Here is a 19,731-nt window from a genome sequence, read left to right on the forward strand (position 1 = left end):
TACACTTTATGAGGGAAAATTTTTATTTATGAATAAAAAAGCGGGATTGTGCGGAAAAGAGGCAAAAAAATAAACTCCCCTAAATTGGGGAGCAGGATTGTTCTAAAGGTTTATCAATGATTTATAATCTTCAATTGTTTTGATGGCTGATTTCATTGATTCATTGGATAACCTGTTTTTAATTGTATTTTTTAAAATAGTTTCTAATTGAGGACACAATTTGATTTGTATTGTGTGTGCATCGATTTTTTTCAAAGCATCTGAAAGGGCAATTATTGGCCGTTTATTTTCCGCTACAACATCTTTATTGTTCTTTACTATGACCCACTTGTTACTCTCTTTAACCGCTTTATATTCTACCTTAATTGGGACGGGTTTTTCCTTAATATAAGTCCGGCTTAATGAGTGGGCCTCCTGTAAATATTTTTTATCTTCTGCTTGGTCTTTAAAAAATATTTTAATAAGTGGCCGGGGCGCTTTTGTTTTGTCGCAGTAATATAAAGGATACTGGGCGTTTCTCGATACCAATGCTATGTACAGGCTTCTTAAATGTTGGAGGTAGCTATTAGACTCTTGTTTAACGAAAAAATTACCTCTATTAAACTCGGTATTTTCGTTGTACATGAGTGTTTGATGAATTTTTAAACTGTCGGTGTAAATATTTATGATTTCATGTTTATGTATGTCGTTTTCTTTTATTAATTCAAATGTTTTTTCTAATGCGTAGCCTTCTGCGATATTTGAGGTAGGATTGATATGCTCAGTTTTAAAATGGTGTTTATCTATGAAGCCGTATTCGTTTATCCTTACGATGCCAACACCAATTGTGTGGTCCTTGGTGGATCCGTCAATATAGTATTCTATCATTTTTAGTGCACCTGCTTCTCCCTCGACTTTTTCTACGACAATTTGGTTTTATGAACCTTTTTTACGACTACTTAACCATTTGCTCTCGATTCGATTTGGTCTTATGAAACTTTTAAATTACTATTAAACCTCTTGTCCCACAGCTATATTGTCTTGTGATTACTATACTTTACCAAAAAACGATTTATTGTTACATATTTTACCATAAAAAAGGCAGTGGACTAATTTTAAATCCACTGCCTTCTATAGATAAAAATTTTATTTAAGCTTCGAAAAAGCAACCTCAACAGCCTTAACCGTCTTTTCAATATCCTCATCCGAATGCTCGGTTGATAGGAATAATCCTTCAAACTGGGACGGCGGCAGGAATACGCCTTGGTCGGCCATTTGGCGATAGTACTCTGCAAAGAATTCCAAATTTGATGTTTTGGCTGTTTCATAATTGATGACATCTTCATTCGTGAAGAAGAAACCAATCATGGATCCAGCGCGGTTAAAGGTAACTGGAACCCCGTACTTCTCACCCGCAGCTTTAATACCTTTTTCAAGGATATCTCCCTTGCGAATAAACTCATTGTAGTGCTCTGGTGTCAACTGGCTTAAGGTTTCATAGCCCGCCGTCATCGCAAGCGGATTTCCAGATAACGTACCCGCCTGGTAAATCGGGCCGCTTGGTGCGATGCGCTCCATAATATCCGCACGGCCGCCATAAGCGCCGACAGGAAGACCGCCGCCGATTACTTTTCCTAAACAGGTCAAGTCCGGAGTGATACCGAAGTAACCTTGAGCACAATTGTAACCGACACGGAAACCAGTCATGACTTCATCAAAAATCAGAAGAGCTCCGTATTGAGTGGTAATATCCCGTAGTCCTTGCAGGAACCTTGGCAGAGGTGGAACAAGCCCCATGTTGCCCGCAACTGGTTCAACAATGATACAAGCAATATCTTCGCCAAATTGTTCAAAAGCGTATTTTACCCCTTCAAGGTCATTGTATTGTACTGTGATTGTATTTGAAGCCACACCTTCAGGTACACCTGGGCTATCAGGCAAACCAAGTGTAGCAACTCCGGATCCTGCTTTAATTAATAATGAATCACCATGGCCGTGGTAGCAGCCCTCGAATTTTAAAATCTTATTTCGGCCTGTAAATCCTCGTGCTACCCTTAAGGCACTCATCGTAGCTTCCGTACCCGAGTTGACCATTCTGATAATTTCAATTGATGGCACACGATCTTGCACAAGCTTGGCCAGTTTGTTTTCCAATAGCGTCGGCGCTCCGAAGCTTGTTCCTGACTCGGCAGTTCTTTTCAACGCTTCGACTACTTGGTCATTGGAATGACCGAGGATAAGCGGTCCCCATGAAAGAACGTAATCAATATATTCATTGCCATCGATATCATAGATTTTCGAACCCTTGCCTCGTTCCATGAAAATCGGGTCCATATTTACGGATTTAAAGGCGCGGACCGGGCTGTTTACACCACCAGGCATAAGTTTCTGGGCTTCTTTAAATGCTTCAATCGATTTTGTATACGAACGCATCCTTTTCCCTCATTTCGAAAAATTTTATTGCTCTTCCTTCAACCAACGAATCGCATCTTTTGCATGGTAAGTAATGATTAAATCAGCACCGGCGCGCTTCATGCCCATTAACATTTCTAGAACTGTATTTTTCTCGTCTACCCAGCCATTTTGCGCAGCTGCTTTAATCATCGCATATTCACCACTGACGTTATAAACAACAACCGGTAAATTGAAGTTATTTTTAATATCGCGGACAATGTCAAGATATGGCATTCCCGGCTTCACTATTAAAAAGTCTGCCCCTTCCGCTACATCTGATTCGGCCTCTCTGAATGCCTCCATACGGTTGGCAGGGTCCATTTGATAGGTCTTGCGGTCACCGAATTGCGGTGCACCTTCAGCCGCTTCACGGAACGGTCCGTAGAAAGCAGATGCATATTTTACAGCGTATGACATGATTGGAATTTCTGTATAACCAGCCTCATCTAAACCTGCACGAATCGCAGCCACGAAACCATCCATCATGTTGGATGGTGCAATGATATCTGCGCCTGCTTTAGCCTGAGCGATGGCTGTTTTTACAAGAAGGTCTAACGATTGGTCATTAAGGATTTTTTCGCCTTCAACAACGCCGCAGTGACCGTGGCTTGTGTATTCACATAAGCAGGTATCTGCAACAACTAACACTTCAGGGAAGTGTTCTTTAATATAGCGAGTAGCCACTTGAACAATACCGTGGTCATGGTATGCACCGCCGCCGCACTCATCCTTTGTCTCTGGGATGCCGAATAATAATACAGCCTTGATGCCGTGTTTGACGATGTCTTCCATTTCTGCATGGAGGTGGTCCATCGATACTTGGTATACTCCAGGCATGGAAGATACCTCGTTGCGGATGTTTTCGCCTTCATAAATAAACAGCGGATAGATGAAATCGTCCGCCTTTAAATGATTTTCCCTAACAAGCGCACGCATGCTGGCGCTTGAACGTAAACGACGATGACGTGAAAATTGAAGTTCCATTGTGTATACCTCCATTAAATTTAACTATTTTAATATGTAACTTGCGGATAACCAGCCTCAACTTGCGGATAACCGGCCTCAACTTGCGGATAACCCTCCCCAACTTGCGGATAACCAGCCTCAACTTGCTAATCAGCCATTAATCTTTTCCAAAAAATCAATAACGCTCTTAACCATCTCATCAACGGTATACTCCTCAGGAGAGGCATGAATCGGCATCCCGTATTCGAGTAGCCTCTTCTCGGTAACTGGTCCGATGCAGGCGATGATACACTCATTCAGATGGTCGGCCAGCCCATACTCCCCAACCACGTCCATCAGGTGGTCCACCGTCGATGGGCTCGTAAAGGTTAAGATGTCCAGTTCCCGCTCTGACAGCATCTTTGCAAGTTTCTCTCGGATTTCCTCAGGCATGTAGTTTTCGTAAATAATCAGCTCGTCCACCACGGCCCCGGCCTTTCGCAAACCAGTTGCGATGTATTCACGGGCAAGGTTTCCCTTTGGCACCAAAACCCTGATGCCCGGCTTAACATGAGGCAAAAATTCTGCAACAAACTCTTCAGCCACGTAGACAGAGGGAACAAAGTCTACCCGTATGCCTCTATCCCTCAGTACCTTTTCAGTCTTTTTGCCGATAACCGCAACCCTTGGGAACCCCGCCCCAACACGATCAACAAACGAAAAAAACGTCTCCACCGTGACACTGCTCGTAAATATAATCCAGTCAAATGTATCCAGCACCATTAGGCTTTCCTGAAGGCGCTGGTTTTTTTCAATCGGGCGGAAGGCAATCAGTGGAATTTCAATGGGAATCCCGCCATACTTCTCAACAAGCTCAGAAAAAGACTTCGCTTGACCTTCCCCCCTAGGAACAAGTACCTTTTTATTTAATAAAGGAAGGGAGGGGCTCATTGACCCTCCAGCTCCCGTTTTATCCTGTCAATCAGGTCCTTCGCTCCTTTTTCAATCAAAAGGTCTGCCGCCTTAATCCCCAGTTCTTCTGGATTTTGCCCGCGTACCTTTTCTTTAAAAATTTCCTGGCCTTCTGGAGTGCCTACAAGCACATTTAAGACAATTTCATCGTTATCCTCGACACGCGCAAAGCCGGCAATCGGCACCTGACAGCCACCTTCCATTTTTTGCAGGAAGGCACGCTCTGCCCGGACCGCTCTTTCAGTTTTCTTACAAGTGAATTTTTCAAACAGATCATGAAGTTCACGGTCATCTTCACGGCACTCGATAGATAGAGCACCTTGACCAACCGCAGGAATGCAGACATCCTCATCCAAAAATTCTGTTACAACATCAGATGCCCAGCCGAGGCGGGATAGGCCTGCTGCCGCCAAAATGATGGCGTCGTACTCTTCTTCTTTTAATTTTGCCAATCTAGTATCGACATTGCCGCGGATCCATTTAATCTCTAAATCAGGGCGTTTCGCCAAAAGCTGGGAACTGCGGCGAAGACTGCTTGTTCCGATAATCGCACCTGGTTTTAAATCATCTAATTTCACATGGTCCCTGGAAATCAGCGCGTCGCGATGGTCTTCACGGAACGGAATACAGCCGATAGTTAGTCCTTCAGGCAATACAGCCGGCATATCCTTCATACTGTGAACAGCCATATCAATCTCTTTATTCAGCATCGCCTGTTCGATTTCTTTTACAAAAAGACCTTTACCGCCGACCTTGGAAAGGGTAACGTCTAGAATTTTATCACCCTTGGTGACGATTTCCTTGACCTCGAATTCATAGCGGGGGTCAATTTTTTTTAGCTGGTCAATCACCCAATTAGTTTGCGTTAAAGCTAATTTGCTGCGTCTGGATCCTACGATAATTTTTCTCATGACTGCCTCCTAATTTACGAGTACCATAGATGGAATGATGATAGTTGCCCAAATAAGAAAAAGTTAATTAATACAATTAGAAAAGAAAGGGCATTCCAAATCGCCAATTTCTTTCCTGAGAGATTTTTCACTGTCCGCAAATATAAATAAATGCTATATGCTGTGAGTAAAATAAAGGAACCGACAATTTTGATGTCATACCAAGGCATTCCCGGAAGTTTCAGAAACGCCCATTGCAAGCCCAAAATTAAACTTAACAGAAGCATTGGAACGCCGATAATCGCTAATATGTAAGATGATTTTTCAAGTTTGTCTAAATCGGCAAGACGGATAAGTCTCGTACCCCATTTCTTCCTTTTTAATAAATCATATTGAAGAAGATACAACAACGAAAAAACAAATGATAATGAAAAGGCACCATAGGACAGTATTGCCATTGTGATATGAATTAATAGCAGCTCGGATATCAGCTGTTTAGCCATGACATGGGAATGATATTGCATAGGTGCAAACGTATGAATCGTCATGATCGTAAAACCAAGGATATTAGTGAAAAACACAATAAAGTCAACTCGTAATAAATGATTTATAACAATTGACAATGTTATTAATACCCAGGCATAAAAATAGAGTCCCTCAAAGATGGTTAAGACAGGGAACCTTCCTGTTTTCATCATATAGAAAAAAAGAAATACAGTTTGCGAAACCCATACAAATGCAAGTAACCAGAAGGCAATCCGATTTGCCTTCCGGTTATGATGAATAAAGTCGAAAAAATATAAAAGAACACTGAAGGCATAAAGAACAACCGTAAATTCGTGCAGCCTCGTCATCAAGACATCATACATAGCCGAGGCCCCCATTTAAAAAGCCCGTGCTTCTGCAACCGTTAATTTATTCGTTTCGGCTGTATTTGAATGGTGTTCCTTTGCCAGCTCTTCGATATTAAAGATTTTCATGAATAAGTCCATTACCTGTTCGGCATCCGGTCTTGCCGCCAATTCCTTCGCCTGTAAAATTGGATCTTTTAAAAGCTGGTTAATGATGCTCTTTGTATGTTTATTTAAGACCTTTTTATCGCGGTCTGTTAAATTTGGAAGCTTTCGTTCAATACTTTCCATTGTTTCCGCTTGAATGGCGAGTGCTTTTTCCCGAAGTGCTGAAATAACCGGAATGACACCAAGCATGCCAAGCCATTGTTTGAAATCGACCGCTTCCTTTTCAATCATCAACATGATTTTTTCAGCTGCTTTCTTCCGCTCTTGAAGATTGGCCTCAACAATTCCCTCTAGATCGTCAATATCATATAAAAAGACGTTTTCAAGTTCTGCGATTTGCGGATCCAAGTCGCGCGGCACGGCAATATCGACCATAAACAGTGGCTTGCCTTTCCGCTTTTTCTCAACCGCTGCCATCATCTCTTTTGTAATGACAAAATCCTTCGCACCTGTTGAGCTGATTAGGATGTCGGCCTCGACAAGCAATTTCTGCAATTCATCGATGGTTCTTGCTTCACCGTCGAAACGTCCGGCAAGATCCTTCGCTTTTTCATAGGTCCGGTTAATAACCGTAACCTTTCTTACACCATTGCCGTGCAGGTTTTGAACAGCCAATTCGCCCATTTTTCCGGCACCAAAAATCAACACATGCTTATTGGCTAGAGAGCCAAAAATTTTCTTGGCCAGTTCAACCGCCGCATAGCTGACAGATACAGCGTTAGCACCGATTTCTGTCTCAGAATGCGCACGCTTTGCCAAGGTAATGGCCTGCTTAAACAAATGGTTAAAGACCGAACCTGTTGCCCCATGCTCTTGGGCACTCATAAAGCTTGTGCGAACCTGTCCAAGGATTTGTGTTTCCCCTAAAACCATGGAATTCAATCCACAGGTTACATTAAATAAATGCTCGACCGCACCATCCTCTTCATAAACGAAAAGAAACGGAGAGAACTCCGCCTGTTCCATTCCGAACCATTCAGCAAGAAACTCTTTAATATAGTAACGGCCTGTATGCAATTGATCAACGACCGCGTAGATTTCTGTCCGATTGCATGTTGATAAAATAACATTTTCCAGGATGCTTTTCTTTGTGCTTAATTTTTTGACGGCATCCATAACATCAGTTTCATTAAAAGTTAACCGCTCGCGGATTTCAACAGGGGCAGTTTTATAATTTAGACCGATCGCTAGAATATGCATTTGTTTTGGACACCCCCAATATGTTTACAGTAATAACTAGACTGATTATATCATGAACATTTTCCGTCAGAACACGAAAAATGTGAACATAAAACGACACTATATGTTAATATAGAAAAATAAATAAGTTGGTTAAATAGGAATACTTCCTTATGTACAGTATCAAAAAAACAGACTAGTTTCAAGTGAACCTTACTGGAAGTGGTGTTTTTCAATGAGAAGTCAAAGAATTTTTCCTGGAATCATATTAATCGGTTTTGGTGCTTACTTTTTATTACAGCAAATAGGAATGACTTTGTTTCCTGCATTTTTTACCTGGCCTACGCTAATGATCATTGTCGGGATTGCCTTTTTAGGCCAAAGCTATTCCGGCAATGATTCCGAAGCGGTTCTTCCGGGAGTCATTATGACTGGGTTCGGCTTTCATTTTCATCTCGTCGGTCACGTTTCCTTTTGGCCGCAAAACACGATTGGTATGTTAATCCTGATCATTTCAATTGGCTTCTTCTTGCGTTTTCAAAAAACAGGATCAGGGTTATTTCAAGCCTTCCTTTTTCTTATTGTTGCTGTATTGCTGCTTTTTTATGATAAGATTGCCGGGTATTTCGGATTATTGCAGAACGGGATGAGTCTAGTTTGGAAATTTTGGCCTGTCCTTCTAATTCTCATTGGTATATACTTCAAAAAGAAAAAATAACGCCCTGCGGTGATATGAACCGCAGGGCGTTTTATTTTTCTACATATAACTCTCAAGTATGGACCAAGCTTTATCTTTCCCCTCACCTGTTTCAGAAGAGAAAATGACAATTTGGTCGTTTTCGTCAAGATCTAATGTTTCGCGGGTAACCTTGGCATGCTTCTGCCATTTTCCTTTCGGAATTTTATCCGCTTTTGTGGCAATGACAATGCACGGGATTTCATAATGCTTTAAAAAATCATACATCATCACATCATCTTCGGTCGGCGGATGTCTTAGGTCGACAATCAGGACAACGGCCCTTAATTGCTCTCGCATTGTAAAATAGGTTTCAATCATTTTCCCCCATGCGGCCCGTTCCGTTTTTGAAACCTTTGCATAGCCGTAGCCAGGAACATCCACAAAATGGAGGATTTCGTTTATTAGAAAAAAGTTAAGTGTCTGTGTTTTTCCGGGCTTGGAAGAGATTCTTGCCAGCCCTTTACGATTTAGCATTTTATTAATAAAAGAAGACTTTCCAACATTCGAGCGGCCGGCCAGAGCAAACTCGGGCAAATCCGTGTCCGGGTACTGCTCAGGCTTTACCGCACTAATGACGATATCTGAACTTGTTACCTTCATCGTGCTCCACCTTCAAGAAGGGCATGCTTCAATACTTCATCGACATGGGAAACCGGGACAAATTCCAATTCGCCGCGGACGCTTTCCGGAATATCATCAATATCCTTCTCATTATCCTTCGGTAAAATAACTTTTGTCAGACCAGCGCGGTGAGCACTTAACGTTTTCTCTTTAAGTCCGCCAATCGGGAGGACTCTGCCGCGGAGGGTGATTTCACCTGTCATCCCCACTTCTCGTCGGATTGGTCTGCCGGTCAGCGCCGATACCAAAGCCGTAGCGATGGTAATTCCCGCAGATGGTCCGTCTTTTGGAACGGCTCCTTCCGGTACGTGAATATGAATATCGTGTTTCTCGTGAAAGTCTTCTTCAATGCCAAGTTCCTTTGCTTTAGATCGTACATAACTGAATGCAGCCTGTGCTGATTCCTTCATGACATCTCCAAGTTTACCAGTCAGAACAAGCTTGCCTTTACCCGGTGCAAGCGAAACTTCTATTTGCAAGGTGTCCCCGCCAACAGTTGTGTAAGCGAGTCCGGTCGCTACTCCTACCTGGTCCTCTGCTTCAGCCTGGCCATAACGGAACCTTGGTTTTCCTAAAAATTCTTCAACATTTTTATCCGTAATGACAACCCGTTTCTTTTCTCCTGAAACAATAATTTTCGCTGTTTTCCGGCAGATAGTGGCCATCTGGCGTTCCATGCTTCTAACCCCAGCTTCACGAGTGTAGTAACGAACGACCTTTAAAATCGCATCGTCACGAACCTGCAGGGTACTCTTGGAAAGTCCATTTTCCTTAATCTGCTTAGGAAGCAAATGGTCCCTTGTAATATGAACCTTTTCCAATTCCGTATAGCCCGCAATTGTAATGATCTCCATCCGGTCTAACAGCGGTCCTGGGATGGTGCTAAGGTTATTGGCAGTGGCTATAAACATGACCTTCGATAAATCGTAGGTTTCTTCTATATAGTGATCGCTAAAATTATGGTTTTGCTCCGGATCCAACACCTCTAGAAGTGCGGCAGATGGATCGCCGCGGAAATCACTAGACATTTTATCGATTTCATCAAGCAAAAAGACAGGGTTAATTGTTCCCGCTTTTTTCATGCCTTGAATAATTCGTCCTGGCATCGCGCCGACGTACGTTCTGCGATGGCCGCGAATCTCGGATTCATCACGGACGCCTCCAAGCGAGACACGGACAAAATTCCGGTTAAGCGAGGTCGCTATCGAACGGGCAAGGCTTGTTTTTCCCACCCCCGGAGGTCCGGCAAGGCAGAGAATCGGCCCTTTTAAGGAATTCGTCAGCTTTTGGACAGCTAAATATTCAAGGACACGCTCCTTAACCTTTTCGAGACCGTAATGATCCTGGTTGAGAATTTTTTCTGCCCGATGGATGTCAATATCGTCTTCCGTCTTTTTTGACCAAGGCAGGGAAATCAGCCACTCAATATAATTGCGAATGACCGCACTTTCCGCGGAGCTTGTTGGCACTTTTTCATAACGGTCAAGTTCCTTCATGGCCGCATTATAAACGTGCTCCGGCATTCCCGCTTCTTCGATTTTTTTGGTGAGGTCGGCGATTTCGCCAGTCTTGCCTTCCTTATCCCCTAATTCTTTCTGGATCGCCTTCATCTGTTCACGCAAATAGTATTCCTTTTGCGTTCTTTCCATCGAGCGCTTAACCCGCTGGCCGATTTTCTTTTCAAGATTAAGGACTTCTTTTTCGTTAAAAATTCGGTCAATCACCCGGTTCATTCTTAGCTTTATCTCGATTGTCTCAAGGATTTCTTGTTTCTCCTTCAGCTTGATCGGCAAATGGGAGGCGATAATGTCCGCCATTCTTCCGGGTTCTTCAATATCGGCAACGGAAGCAAATGTCTCCGCCGAGATTTTTTTGGATAATTTTATGTATTGTTCAAAATATTCCAGCATGGTCCTCATTAGAGCCTGGTCTTCTACATCTTTAGCGTCAGAGTCTTCATAGGTGACAACGCTGACAGCATAATAATCGTCCTCATCGTGAAATGTTACGATTTCTGCCCTGCTTAACCCTTCCACCAAAACGCGAATCGTACCATTTGGAAGCTTCAACATTTGCTTCACTTTTGTTAACGTTCCAAAACGGTAAAGATCCTCCTCGGCAGGCTCATCAATGGAAACATCCTTTTGGGTGGTTAAAAAAATGATATGGTCATCAACCATCGCTTTTTCGAGTGCCTCAACCGATTTTTCACGGCCTACATCTAAATGAAGAACCATGGTTGGATATACGAGCAATCCCCGAAGCGGCAGGAGGGGGACGATCAATTCTTTCTTTTTCGCCAAAATACAGCACCTCCACATGCAAAAAACATGAATTTATACTGCTTATGCAGAATAAGTCTTTGTACAATTCTATCTTATTTGAATTAACGTGTCTATTTTTATAGACAGCGCTTTTTTCAATATACGTTAGTTTCTCCCTAACTAAAAAAATTACTTCAATATTAGTTATGAAAAAGTAATTTGTAGAATTCGCAAATAAAAACTTCGGTTTGCTTTTAAGGACAAACCGAAGTGGGAAATCTAGATAGATTCTTTTTTCGTTAATTCAATGGAAGCCGGAACGACTTGATTTTTCTTAAATTCGTTCACAAACGCAATCTCAAATACTTCATGAAGATGGGTAACTGGCACAATTCGGATTCCGCCGATTTCATTTAAAATCGTCTGGGTATTTTCCTGTGGAATAATGACTGTTTTCGCTCCTGCTTTTTTGGCTGCTTTTATCTTTGGATAGACCCCGCCAATTGGCTTAACGTTTCCATGGATGCTGATTTCACCTGTCATCGCAACCGTGTTGTCAATTGGAATATTATAAATAGCGGAGTAAATCCCAGTCGCCATTGCGATACCTGCGGACGGTCCATCAATCGGCACACCCCCAGGGAAATTAACATGAATATCATAATCATTCGCCGGAACACCCATGGACCGGAGAACAGTGATCACATTTTCAATCGAGCCGCGCGCCATGCTTTTGCGGCGAATCGATTTCCCTTGTCCACCGATACTTTCTTCCTCGACAATTCCGGTAATGTTGATGGAACCTTTCTCCTTTGCAGGAATAACAGTCACTTCAATTTCGAGAAGAGCGCCGGAATTCGGTCCATAAACAGCCAAGCCATTAACAAGCCCGACCTGCGCAGCATCATTAATCATCCGTTCCATTCGCGGTGTCATTTGACTGGAATGAATCACCCATTCAATATCTTCGTCCTTAATATATTGCCGATCTTCAGTTATGGCCAGCCCCGCCGCAATCTGAATCATGTTAACGGTTTCCCGGCCATTTCTTGCGTATGTAGAAAGAGTATGGACTCCGGTATCATTAATTTCCATATTGACTTTTTCCGCAGCCTTTCGTGCTACTTTCACAATTTCCTCTTGGTTTAAATCGCGAAAGAACACTTCCATGCAGCGCGACCGGATGGCAGGCGGAATTTCGCTTGGTGTCCGCGTTGTCGCCCCGATTAAGCGGAAATCGGCGGGAAGTCCATTTTTAAAAATATCATGAATATGGGTAGGTATTTGTGTATTTTCCTCGTGATAATAGGCGCTTTCCAAATATACCTTGCGATCCTCCAGTACCTTGAGCAGCTTATTCATCTGAATCGGGTGCAGTTCGCCAATTTCATCAATAAATAGGACACCGCCATGAGCATTTGTAACTGCCCCTTGTTTTGGCTGCGGAATCCCAGCTTGACCCATTGCTCCAGCTCCCTGATAAATTGGGTCATGAACCGATCCAATTAGCGGGTCAGCAATTCCTCTTTCATCAAAGCGGGCTGTTGTGGCATCTAATTCTATAAAAACTGAATCTTTTTTAAATGGTGACTTTGCATTCTTTTTGGCTTCTTCGAGAACGAGCCTTGCTGCCGCCGTTTTACCGACACCGGGCGGTCCGTAGATGATCACATGCTGCGGATTCGGACCACAAAGGGCCGCTTTTAAAGATTTAATGCCATCCTCCTGGCCGACAATATCCTGAAAGCTTGTCGGACGTACTTTTTCAGAAAGCGGTTCGGTTAATGAAATGGATCTCATTTTGCGAAGCTGTTCCATTTCCTTCCGGGATTCCCGGTCAATTGACACCTTTTGCGTGCGCTGATTCTTGAGCAAATTCCAAAAATAAAGACCAATGATTATTCCAAAAAACAATTGTATAAATAAGGCGATCCCCGTCCAACTCATTTCGTTTCCCTCCAGTATCTAATTAACTTCTGTAGATATTAATAAGTATTTCCTGCTGACTGGCGGAATAAACCATGAATTGAAAAAACTGAAGGGGGGGGTGGGCAAAATGAAGTTGTGAGTAAAATTCAGTTACGCGAGAGTAAATCGGGGGTATGCAAGAGTATTCAGTTCTTATCCGAGAGTATTTTGACCGTGTCCGAGAGTAAATCCATGATTCGAGAGTAATATGCGCTTATCCGAGAGTATTTCCTCGTTATCCGAGAGTATTCGGCTCTTATCCGAGAGTAAACCGAACAACGCCCCCAATAAAAAGAACCCGAACAAATTAGTCCGGGTTCACACCTATTATGCAGATTTCTCTTCTTTAACAACCGTACCATCTTCAAGGATTAGCTTTGGAACGCTGTTGTCCACGACTGTATCCTTTGTGATGATACATTTCGTAATATCATCACGGGATGGAAGGTCGAACATGACATCAAGCATGATGCCTTCAATGATGGAACGTAAGCCGCGGGCACCTGTTTTACGCTCAATCGCCTTTTTCGCGATTTCTTCCAGCGCGCCTTCTTCAAACTCAAGCTCGACAGCATCGATTTCAAGCATTTTTTGATATTGCTTTACAAGTGCATTCTTTGGCTTCGTTAAAATTTCAATTAACGCTGCTTCGTCAAGCTGCTCAAGGCTTGCAATAACTGGCAGACGGCCGATGAATTCAGGAATCAGGCCGAAGCGTAAAAGGTCTTCAGGAAGGACCTTGGAAAGCAATTCTTTTGAACTGATTTCCTGCTGTTGTTTCGGATCAGCCCCAAAGCCGATAACCTTTTGTCCTAACCGGCGCTTGATGATTGGCTCGATGCCGTCAAAGGCTCCGCCGCAGATAAATAAAATGTTTGTTGTATCAATTTGGATAAATTCCTGATGCGGATGCTTTCTTCCACCTTGAGGAGGAACGCTGGCAACTGTGCCTTCAAGAATTTTTAATAATGCCTGTTGAACGCCTTCACCGGAAACATCACGTGTAATCGAAGGATTCTCGGATTTGCGGGCAATTTTATCAATTTCATCAATATAAATAATCCCTTTTTCTGCCTTCTCCACATCGTAATCAGCAGCTTGGATTAATTTTAATAAGATGTTTTCAACATCTTCGCCAACGTAGCCGGCTTCTGTCAGCGATGTGGCATCTGCAATCGCAAACGGCACATTCAAAATCCGTGCCAATGTCTGCGCCAGTAATGTTTTTCCGCTACCAGTCGGTCCAATCATACAAATGTTACTTTTTGAAAGCTCGACGTCATCGATTTTGCTGTTTGAATTGATACGCTTGTAATGGTTGTAAACAGCAACCGATAATGATTTCTTTGCTTTATCCTGACCGATCACATATTCATCAAGGATTTCACAAATTTCCTTTGGCTTCGGAACATCTTTAAATTCAACTTCTTCCTCTGTTCCTAGCTCTTCCTCCACAATCTCTGTGCAGAGTTCAATACATTCGTCACATATATAGACTCCAGGTCCAGCAACAAGCTTGCGGACTTGATCCTGTGTTTTTCCACAGAATGAACACTTCAGTTGTCCTTTTTCATCATTAAATTTAAACAACCCTTTCACCCCTTAAGACGACTTATTTCTTTATTTAAAGCTCGCGAAAATTCCAAACAAATCCGAGTTTTTCTACAATTCATTAGGTATGTATTTTGCATTGTAACACATTTAGCGGGCGGACTGGAACTAAAAAGCTTTTCTCAAAATATGTTTTTTATTTGTCTGGACTTCGCTTAAAAAATGAAATATGTACCTCAAACAGCTTAACCATAATTTTCAAAAATCAATCTTGGATTTAATTAATTCGCCGGCAAAAATTTTATTCCTGCCACCCGTTTATAAAAAAGGTTACCCTGTCCTTATTATAATATGTAATTGAAAAAATGTATAAAACAAGGCACGATAAAAATCGTGCCTTGGAACTATTTACGTATTACTTCTTGTTTTCAACAAGAAAGTCGATTGCTTTTTTGTATTTAAGTTCATCTTTAATGCCTTCTGTTCCACCAAGAGCTTTTTTGATGTTGTCAACAGACATGTTGTACATTCCTGCCATTTTTTCAAGCTCAGCAGTTACATCTTCCTCAGACACTTCTAGGTTTTCAGCCTTAGCAATAGCTTCTAAAGTTAATCTTACACGAACATTTTTCTCAGCATCAGCCTTCATTTGTTCGCGAAGAGCTTCTTCGTCTTGGCCAGAGAATTGATAGTAAAGCTGAAGGTTCATGCCTTGCATTTGCAGACGTTGTTCAAAATCTTGAAGAAGACGATTTACTTCGTTGTCAATCATCACTTCAGGAAGTTCAACTTGAGTATTTTCAGCAGCTTTTTCCACTACAGTATCTTGTAGGTGGTGTTCTGCTTCATGCTTTTTGCTATCTTCTAAACGAGTTTTGATTTTTTCTTTTAATGCATCTAAAGTTTCAACTTCATCATCTACGTCTTTAGCAAACTCGTCATCTAAAGCAGGAAGTTCTTTACCTTTGATTTCGTGAACAGTTGTTTTGAACACAGCTGGTTTACCTGCAAGCTCTGCTGCATGGTATTCTTCTGGGAAAGTTACTTCTACTTCTTTAGATTCGCCGGCAGCAACGCCAACAAGTTGTTCTTCAAAGCCAGGAATGAAAGAACCTGAACCTAGATCAAGAGAGTAGTTTTCACCTTTGCCGCCTTCGAATGCTTCGCCATCAACAAAGCCTTCAAAGTCGATCACAACTGTGTCGCCAAGTACAGCAGTTCCTTCTTCTTTCACAACAAGCTCAGCATGACGGTTTTGAAGAGCTTCTAGTTCTTTTTGAACATCTTCGTCAGTTACAGTTGTGTCAAGTTCTTCAATTTCTAGGCCTTTGTATTCGCCTAAAGTTACTTCAGGTTTTACTTGAACAGTTGCCTTGAAAGTAAAGTCTTTGTCTTTGCCCATTTCCTCAAGATCAAAATCAACATTTTCAGGCTGAGCAATTGGCTCGATTCCAGTTTCATCGATTGCAGTCATGTATGCATCTGGAAAAATAAAATCTAATGCATCTTGGTATAGAGCTTCTACACCAAAGCGCTTTTCAAACATTCCACGAGGCATTTTACCTTTACGGAAGCCTGGAACATTAATTTGTTTTACTACTTTTTTGAAAGCCGCGTCTAAACCTTCGTTTACTTTATCTGCACTTACTTCAATTGTAAGGACACCGCGGTTTCCTTCTAACTTTTCCCATTTTGCAGTCATTCTTTTCCCTCCAACATCTATTACTCATTTCATTCGTAACGAATTTAAATTCGGAATATGTCTTGTCCACGAAGCCATTTTCCACTTTTTTTGCTGTAAAATAGTTTTTTACACAATGCAACCCTTACATTATAACACAGGATTTGTTTCTTTCAACAGCGAAGGCTATAGATTAGGATAAGAAATTTTCTCAATTTCTTCTATTTCCTGTATAGCAAGGGTGATTTCAACCGGCGATACGTCATAGTCTTTAGATAATTCATTTATTTCTGAGTTTATCCCCATATATTCCTGCGCCAAATATTGAAAGCCAGCAGCCCAGGCAGCCGGGTTCTCTGGCTCCAATTCGAATGGGTAGCTGATAAAGAAAATGCGCTCTACCATTTCACTGATGCTGGCAAAGAGAACGGGATTGCTGCTTTCAAGCCGATTCTCAAGCAGTTCTTTAATAGAGGTCATTTTCGGCTGATGTCTTACATCTGGTATTCCTGTCGGATTTATGGTTATTTCTTCCGAAAATTTAACCATTTTTATGTCTTTGTCGACTTCCTGCTCTTTTAAAAGAGTTAATAGGATTGTTTTTAAAAAGGGATGGCCTATTTCCGCTTTTAAGTATTCTTCTATTTCGGGGACATAAGGCCTGATGTTTTTATCTGAAAGACTTGAGATGGACAGCATTTGCTCGTTCAGGCTGGTTAAGGATAATAGATTTAATGAAGCCGGATCGATATCCTCCTCAGGCTCTTCACTCCTCAGATCAAGGCTTTTGTTCTCTGCCATTTTCCGGCTGAATTGGAGAAGTGTTAAGAAATGTTCCAGTCTTTCCGGCGGAATCTCTTTTTCCTCCAAGAGCGCCTCAATAGTTGAGACAATTTCCTGATATTCATGAAGTTGAATAAGCACTGTTACGAATAAATCCACCAATTGAAAATAGTCGCCAATTCCTTTATGGAGCATTTCCTTTGCAAGGACTTTTGCCTTTTGAAAATTCCCAGCCTCAAAATAGGCAAGGACCAGGCCGATTAAAACATCATCGTTATCCTGATCCAGTTCTTTCGCTTCTTCGAGAAGCTCGATGGCTTCAGCATATTTTTTATTGTGCAGGCTTTCTAAGCCTTTGTCCGTTAATCTTTTTTCCATTCCGGGAAAAAAAATCACGTTATCTATTTTTCTCACTTTTTCCCGCTTTTTCATAAGAATCCATCCTTGTAGGTTATCAATGGAAAATAGTGTAACATAATTAAAGCACAAAAAAAACTCACCTTATGAGGTGAGTATATATTTTGGTATGTAGTAGTGGCGTCCCAGGAGAGATTCGAACTCCCGACCGCACGCTTAGAAGGCGTGTGCTCTATCCAGCTGAGCTACTGGGACATAGTCATTTATCAAAGACAAGTTTTATTATATTACCGTATTATTTTATTGTCAATAGATTATAAATTTTTTTCTAAGAAATATTGGGGGATCCCCCCCAATATTAATTAAACTTGAATTCGCGAGCCAATCCAGATATTTCTTTGCCGTTTAGTTCATACACAGTCATCCTAACGACTTTCTCTTGCAAGTCAAGGATCACGTATGTTTTTTCAACACGCTGGCGCGGGAGGCGGATACTGCCTGGGTTCAGGTACAAGGTACCGTCGATCACCTCTGCCCCCAAGATATGCGAATGCCCAAAACAGACAATATCAGCTCCAGATTCTTGAGCTTTGTATGTTAATTTCATCAACGAAGTTTTGACCGAATATCGATGGCCATGGGTAATGAAAATCTTTTTTCCAGAGACATCCGTTACCAGCTCCAGCGGGAATCCGCCAAAATCACAATTTCCGCCAACCGTAAAATACCCCGTTAAGGACTTGTGATCCGGGTCTAACTGGGAATCACCACAATGGATCATTAAATCGACATCGTCCAAGTGCCTTTCCCTAATTACCTCAAGCTCTTTCGTCATACCGTGGCTGTCGCTGACGACCAATACCTTGCTCATTTGCCTTCAGCGCTTTCCAGCTTCGAATCTAGCACCGAATCCAGTTTTCTTAACGCATTCGCCCGATGGCTGATTTTATTTTTTTCATCAGCAGATAGCTCTGCCATAGCCACTCCCTTTTCCGGTACAAAAAAGACCGGGTCATAGCCGAAACCGTTGGTACCTCTTGGATCTTCCAATATCCGGCCTTCACAGGTACCTGACACTGTAAACGTCTCCTGACCAGGGATGGCAACTGCTAAAGCACAATAGAAGCGTGCTGTTCTCTGCTCCTCAGGAACACCCTCTAGCTCTCTCAGTACCTTATTCGTGTTATTCAAGTCATTTTTCGGTTCCCCAGCATAGCGGGCGGAATAGATGCCCGGACGGCCTTCAAGCGCGTCAACGATTAGTCCGGAATCATCGCCAATTACCATTTTCCCAAGTGCCTTCGAAATGGTTTCCGCCTTTAATGTGGCATTTTCCTCAAAGGTTGTACCGGTTTCTTCTACCTCCGGAAGTTCCGGAAAGTCCAGCAACGTCCGCACTGTAATTCCTCTGCTTGCAAAGATATGCTCAAACTCCCTGGCTTTTCCAGGATTTTTCGTGGCAATGATAACTTCATTCATGTGAATCTCCTCTATTTCTTTCTGCGATTTTCAATTTTTTGCATGACTTCCTCGCCAAGGGCCGCCTTTTGCTGTTCAAACAGCTCCATGAGCCCCTCTTGAGCAGCACCAAGCAACCCTTGGAGATCATTGTAGGAAAACGTTGCTTCCTCACCCGTTCCCTGCAGCTCAACAAATTCGCCGCTGCCTGTCATGACAACATTCATATCGACCTGTGCCTTGGAATCCTCTATGTAATTCAAATCTAACACTACTTGACCGCCCTCTAAAATTCCGACACTCGTTGCTGCTAAATAATCAGTAATCGGAAACTTCGATAATGATTTTTTCCCGGAAAGCGATTGTAAGGCGAGAGACATAGCCACAAAAGCCCCCGTTATCGAAGCAGTTCTTGTTCCGCCGTCAGCCTGAATGACATCACAGTCAATCCAAACAGTTCGCTCGCCCAGCGCTTCAAGATCAACTACCGCTCTCAAAGCACGGCCGATTAAACGCTGGATTTCCATCGTCCGGCCGGTAACCTTGCCTTTCGAGGACTCCCGGATATTCCTTGTTTCCGTTGCCCGGGGAAGCATCGCATATTCCGCGGTAATCCAGCCCTTGCCTTGCCCTCTCATAAACGGTGGGACCTTATCCTCAATGCTAGCGGTACAAATCACCTTTGTATTTCCTACTGAAATAAGGACCGAGCCTTCCGGATGCATTAAATAATTTGTTTCAATATGTACGGGCCTTAATTGCAATGGCTCTCTTCCGTCTGCACGCGCCATATCCCAAACTCCTCCTCCATGGTTGTCGTAAGGGGCTCTCCCCCTTACAAAACGCTAAATACAAAATAGAAAGAGGCGGC

At 42.4% G+C, this 19,731-nt stretch carries 17 protein-coding genes and 1 tRNA gene; 1 reads left to right on the forward strand and 17 read right to left on the reverse strand.

Going from position 1 to position 19,731, the window contains the following annotated elements; all coding sequences use genetic code 11:
* Positions 1-102 precede the first annotated feature (102 nt).
* The 7 genes from QNN06_RS24695 to hemA form a co-directional block, all read right to left on the reverse strand.
* Positions 103-867, reverse strand: a complete 765-nt coding sequence (locus QNN06_RS24695; protein ID WP_213119993.1) for a ribonuclease H family protein — start codon at positions 865-867, stop codon at positions 103-105.
* 258 nt (positions 868-1,125) lie between these two features.
* Positions 1,126-2,412 (reverse strand): glutamate-1-semialdehyde 2,1-aminomutase, encoded by a 1,287-nt coding sequence (hemL, locus tag QNN06_RS24700; protein WP_213119992.1) that lies wholly within the window; start codon positions 2,410-2,412, stop codon positions 1,126-1,128.
* A gap of 24 nt (positions 2,413-2,436) precedes the next feature.
* On the reverse strand, positions 2,437-3,417 hold the full coding sequence (gene hemB, locus QNN06_RS24705; RefSeq protein ID WP_217033841.1) for a porphobilinogen synthase: 981 nt from the start codon (positions 3,415-3,417) through the stop codon (positions 2,437-2,439).
* A gap of 132 nt (positions 3,418-3,549) precedes the next feature.
* Positions 3,550-4,329 carry a uroporphyrinogen-III synthase gene (locus tag QNN06_RS24710; RefSeq protein WP_284036124.1) on the reverse strand — a complete coding sequence of 260 codons (780 nt, stop codon included), beginning with the start codon at positions 4,327-4,329 and terminating at the stop codon, positions 3,550-3,552.
* Positions 4,326-5,261, reverse strand: coding sequence for a hydroxymethylbilane synthase (hemC, locus tag QNN06_RS24715; protein WP_284036125.1), 936 nt, complete (start codon positions 5,259-5,261; stop codon positions 4,326-4,328). Before hemC ends, QNN06_RS24710 begins: the two co-directional genes overlap by 4 nt.
* Before the next feature lie 14 nt (positions 5,262-5,275).
* On the reverse strand, positions 5,276-6,109 hold the full coding sequence (locus tag QNN06_RS24720; protein WP_284036126.1) for a cytochrome c biogenesis protein: 834 nt from the start codon (positions 6,107-6,109) through the stop codon (positions 5,276-5,278).
* A gap of 15 nt (positions 6,110-6,124) precedes the next feature.
* Positions 6,125-7,459 carry a glutamyl-tRNA reductase gene (gene hemA, locus QNN06_RS24725; protein WP_213119987.1) on the reverse strand — a complete coding sequence of 445 codons (1,335 nt, stop codon included), beginning with the start codon at positions 7,457-7,459 and terminating at the stop codon, positions 6,125-6,127.
* A gap of 214 nt (positions 7,460-7,673) precedes the next feature.
* Between hemA and QNN06_RS24730 the strand changes: the two genes are divergently transcribed.
* Positions 7,674-8,156 carry a LiaF transmembrane domain-containing protein gene (locus QNN06_RS24730; protein ID WP_284036127.1) on the forward strand — a complete coding sequence of 161 codons (483 nt, stop codon included), beginning with the start codon at positions 7,674-7,676 and terminating at the stop codon, positions 8,154-8,156.
* Positions 8,157-8,195: 39 nt separating this feature from the next.
* Here the strand turns inward: QNN06_RS24730 and yihA are convergent, their stop codons facing one another.
* The 10 genes from yihA to rph form a co-directional block, all read right to left on the reverse strand.
* Positions 8,196-8,777 carry a ribosome biogenesis GTP-binding protein YihA/YsxC gene (gene yihA, locus QNN06_RS24735; RefSeq protein WP_213119985.1) on the reverse strand — a complete coding sequence of 194 codons (582 nt, stop codon included), beginning with the start codon at positions 8,775-8,777 and terminating at the stop codon, positions 8,196-8,198.
* Positions 8,774-11,101: an endopeptidase La gene (gene lon, locus QNN06_RS24740; RefSeq protein ID WP_213119984.1), complete on the reverse strand. Its 2,328-nt coding sequence runs from the start codon at positions 11,099-11,101 to the stop codon at positions 8,774-8,776. The genes yihA and lon overlap by 4 nt, the downstream gene beginning before the upstream one ends.
* Positions 11,102-11,341: 240 nt before the next feature.
* Positions 11,342-13,009: an ATP-dependent protease LonB gene (gene lonB, locus QNN06_RS24745; RefSeq protein WP_217033849.1), complete on the reverse strand. Its 1,668-nt coding sequence runs from the start codon at positions 13,007-13,009 to the stop codon at positions 11,342-11,344.
* 348 nt (positions 13,010-13,357) lie between these two features.
* Positions 13,358-14,620, reverse strand: coding sequence for an ATP-dependent protease ATP-binding subunit ClpX (gene clpX / locus QNN06_RS24750; protein WP_213119982.1), 1,263 nt, complete (start codon positions 14,618-14,620; stop codon positions 13,358-13,360).
* A gap of 376 nt (positions 14,621-14,996) precedes the next feature.
* On the reverse strand, positions 14,997-16,283 hold the full coding sequence (tig, locus tag QNN06_RS24755) for a trigger factor (RefSeq protein WP_213119981.1): 1,287 nt from the start codon (positions 16,281-16,283) through the stop codon (positions 14,997-14,999).
* A gap of 165 nt (positions 16,284-16,448) precedes the next feature.
* A complete protein-coding gene (locus QNN06_RS24760; RefSeq protein WP_284036128.1) occupies positions 16,449-17,477 on the reverse strand; it encodes a tetratricopeptide repeat protein in 1,029 nt (342 codons plus the stop codon).
* Positions 17,478-17,580: 103 nt separating this feature from the next.
* Positions 17,581-17,657: transfer RNA gene (locus QNN06_RS24765), tRNA-Arg, on the reverse strand.
* A 103-nt stretch (positions 17,658-17,760) separates the two neighbouring features.
* On the reverse strand, positions 17,761-18,273 hold the full coding sequence (locus QNN06_RS24770) for a metallophosphoesterase family protein (RefSeq protein ID WP_217033855.1): 513 nt from the start codon (positions 18,271-18,273) through the stop codon (positions 17,761-17,763).
* On the reverse strand, positions 18,270-18,881 hold the full coding sequence (locus tag QNN06_RS24775) for an XTP/dITP diphosphatase (RefSeq protein WP_213119978.1): 612 nt from the start codon (positions 18,879-18,881) through the stop codon (positions 18,270-18,272). Before QNN06_RS24775 ends, QNN06_RS24770 begins: the two co-directional genes overlap by 4 nt.
* A gap of 11 nt (positions 18,882-18,892) precedes the next feature.
* On the reverse strand, positions 18,893-19,651 hold the full coding sequence (gene rph, locus QNN06_RS24780; protein ID WP_213119977.1) for a ribonuclease PH: 759 nt from the start codon (positions 19,649-19,651) through the stop codon (positions 18,893-18,895).
* Positions 19,652-19,731 lie beyond the last annotated feature (80 nt).

It is taken from the genome of Neobacillus sp. 114, from assembly GCF_030127045.1.
Classification (GTDB): domain Bacteria; phylum Bacillota; class Bacilli; order Bacillales; family Cytobacillaceae; genus Neobacillus; species Neobacillus rhizophilus.

Bases quoted from the DNA above. Each gene is read 5' to 3' on its own strand.
- QNN06_RS24695 (WP_213119993.1), bottom strand. From the start codon at position 867: ATGATAGAATACTATATTGACGGATCCACCAAGGACCACACAATTGGT.
- hemL (WP_213119992.1), bottom strand. From the start codon at position 2,412: ATGCGTTCGTATACAAAATCGATTGAAGCATTTAAAGAAGCCCAGAAA.
- hemB (WP_217033841.1), bottom strand. From the start codon at position 3,417: ATGGAACTTCAATTTTCACGTCATCGTCGTTTACGTTCAAGCGCCAGC.
- QNN06_RS24710 (WP_284036124.1), bottom strand. From the start codon at position 4,329: ATGAGCCCCTCCCTTCCTTTATTAAATAAAAAGGTACTTGTTCCTAGG.
- hemC (WP_284036125.1), bottom strand. From the start codon at position 5,261: ATGAGAAAAATTATCGTAGGATCCAGACGCAGCAAATTAGCTTTAACG.
- QNN06_RS24720 (WP_284036126.1), bottom strand. From the start codon at position 6,109: ATGTATGATGTCTTGATGACGAGGCTGCACGAATTTACGGTTGTTCTT.
- hemA (WP_213119987.1), bottom strand. From the start codon at position 7,459: ATGCATATTCTAGCGATCGGTCTAAATTATAAAACTGCCCCTGTTGAA.
- QNN06_RS24730 (WP_284036127.1), top strand. From the start codon at position 7,674: ATGAGAAGTCAAAGAATTTTTCCTGGAATCATATTAATCGGTTTTGGT.
- yihA (WP_213119985.1), bottom strand. From the start codon at position 8,777: ATGAAGGTAACAAGTTCAGATATCGTCATTAGTGCGGTAAAGCCTGAG.
- lonB (WP_217033849.1), bottom strand. From the start codon at position 13,009: ATGAGTTGGACGGGGATCGCCTTATTTATACAATTGTTTTTTGGAATA.
- tig (WP_213119981.1), bottom strand. From the start codon at position 16,283: ATGACTGCAAAATGGGAAAAGTTAGAAGGAAACCGCGGTGTCCTTACA.
- QNN06_RS24760 (WP_284036128.1), bottom strand. From the start codon at position 17,477: ATGAAAAAGCGGGAAAAAGTGAGAAAAATAGATAACGTGATTTTTTTT.
- QNN06_RS24770 (WP_217033855.1), bottom strand. From the start codon at position 18,273: ATGAGCAAGGTATTGGTCGTCAGCGACAGCCACGGTATGACGAAAGAG.
- QNN06_RS24775 (WP_213119978.1), bottom strand. From the start codon at position 18,881: ATGAATGAAGTTATCATTGCCACGAAAAATCCTGGAAAAGCCAGGGAG.
- rph (WP_213119977.1), bottom strand. From the start codon at position 19,651: ATGGCGCGTGCAGACGGAAGAGAGCCATTGCAATTAAGGCCCGTACAT.